This is a genomic window from Micromonospora sp. M51 (genome assembly GCF_018070305.1).
In the GTDB taxonomy this organism is placed as follows: Bacteria; Actinomycetota; Actinomycetes; order Mycobacteriales; family Micromonosporaceae; genus Micromonospora; species Micromonospora parva.
Window position 1 is genome coordinate 1 of sequence record NZ_JAGPXZ010001065.1, and the last position, 1,573, is coordinate 1,573.

General features: G+C 72.7%; 2 protein-coding genes. One reads left to right on the forward strand and one right to left on the reverse strand.

Annotated features, from left to right (window positions below; all coding sequences use genetic code 11):
* Window positions 1-416: aminoacyl--tRNA ligase-related protein (locus KBX53_RS32485; RefSeq protein ID WP_305797996.1), on the reverse strand; the 416-nt coding region annotated here is incomplete at its 3' end.
* Between the two features lie 502 nt (window positions 417-918).
* Between KBX53_RS32485 and KBX53_RS32490 the strand changes: the two genes are divergently transcribed.
* Entirely contained in the window at window positions 919-1,539 is a 621-nt protein-coding gene (locus tag KBX53_RS32490; RefSeq protein WP_036410846.1) for a DedA family protein, read from the forward strand.
* The last annotated feature ends 34 nt before the right edge of the window (window positions 1,540-1,573 follow it).

Sequence of the window (1,573 nt, forward strand, 5' to 3'; positions counted from 1 at the left end):
ACCCGGGACAGCCCGCCGAGCACGCCGGAACGCTCCGAGCGGTACATCCCGCCCAGCTCGGCGATCCGCAACGGCAACTCCCGGTAGGAGCGGCCCCGCGCCCGGAAGACCAGCGCGTGGTGCGGGCAGAGCGCCGGCCGGAGCACGAACTCGTCGTCGGCGCTCAGCCGCATCGGCGGGAACATGTCGTCGGCGAAGTAGCCGAGATGACCGGAGAGTTCGAAGAGTTCCCGCTTACCCAGCGGCGGCGAGTAGACGTGCTGGTGTCCGGAGCGGCGCTCCAACTCCCGGACGTACTCCTCGACGGCGTGCCGGGCGGCGGCGCCCGCCGGCAGCCAGATCGGCAGGCCGGCGCCGGCCAGCGGATCGGAGACGAAGAGGTCCAGCTCGCGGCCGAGCCTACGGTGGTCGATCATGTCGGGCTCCTGGATCGGGTACGACCCGGAGGCGACCTGAGCTCCGTTCGGCGCACTGCCCTCGGGGGCGGATCGCCCCGGGGCCTGGTCGACGGTGGTTACGTCAGAGCGGCGCGCCGGGGATTCCCGGCGTCGTGGTCTGCACTACCGCGCTGCGCATGGGGCGACCGTACCCGCGCGACGATCGGGGACGCACCTGGATTTACGGGGTGGGCCGCCGGCGCGGGACCCGCCGGCGGCCCTGGCGGCCGAATCGTCAGGAACGGGGGACCCGACGGGCGTGGCCGCGCCGACAACGGTACGCCGACGAACGCCGATCCGCCGCCCGCCTCGAACGGGTGGACCGCCCTCCGAACCCGTCACCCGGCAGCGATCAGTCTCGTTGCAGCTGGGTGGCCCAGTGGTGTCGACGGTCACGACGGGCCGGGGCCCTCCACGGTGACGCCGGACACGACGTCAGGCTCAAGACACCCAATCGGCCGCATCCGGCGAGGTGGCAGGCGTGCCCGAACTTCTGACTGACGTCGCGTCGCCGACGTGGGCGTACCTGGTACTGCTCGCTCTGCTGATCGCGGACGCCTTCGTACCGGTGATACCCACCCAGATCGTCATGATCACCAGTGGTGCGCTCACCGTCTACGGCGGGCTCAGCCTGCCGGTCACCATCGCCGTCGGCGCACTCGGCGTGTTCGCCGGTGACCTGGCCTGCTACCTGCTCGGACGCAGCGCGCCGGACCGGCGCCCGCCCCGGCACGCCGAACTGAGCCGCGCCCGCCGGGTGGCCAGCCGGGTCACCCAGGGGCTGCGACAACCCGGGCCGATGGTCATCCTGCTCTGCCGGTTCGTGCCCGGCGGCCGGATGGCGGCCTGCTTCTCGGCCGGGCGCAGCCGCTACCCCTACCGCCTGTTCGTGCTCTACGAGGCCGTCGCCGCACTGGGTTGGGCCACCTACGGCGCCCTGGTCGGGCACCTCGGAGGCACCGCGCTGACCGAGTCGGCGTGGCGGCTGGCCATCATCGCCACCGCCGCGGCGGCCGGCTTCGCCGCGGCCGGCTGGGCCATGACCCTGGTCAGCGCCCGCCACGCCCGCGCCGCAGCCACAGTCGACGTCCCCATCGACTGAGTGTCGCAACCTTCGCGATCTTGCACTTACTGTC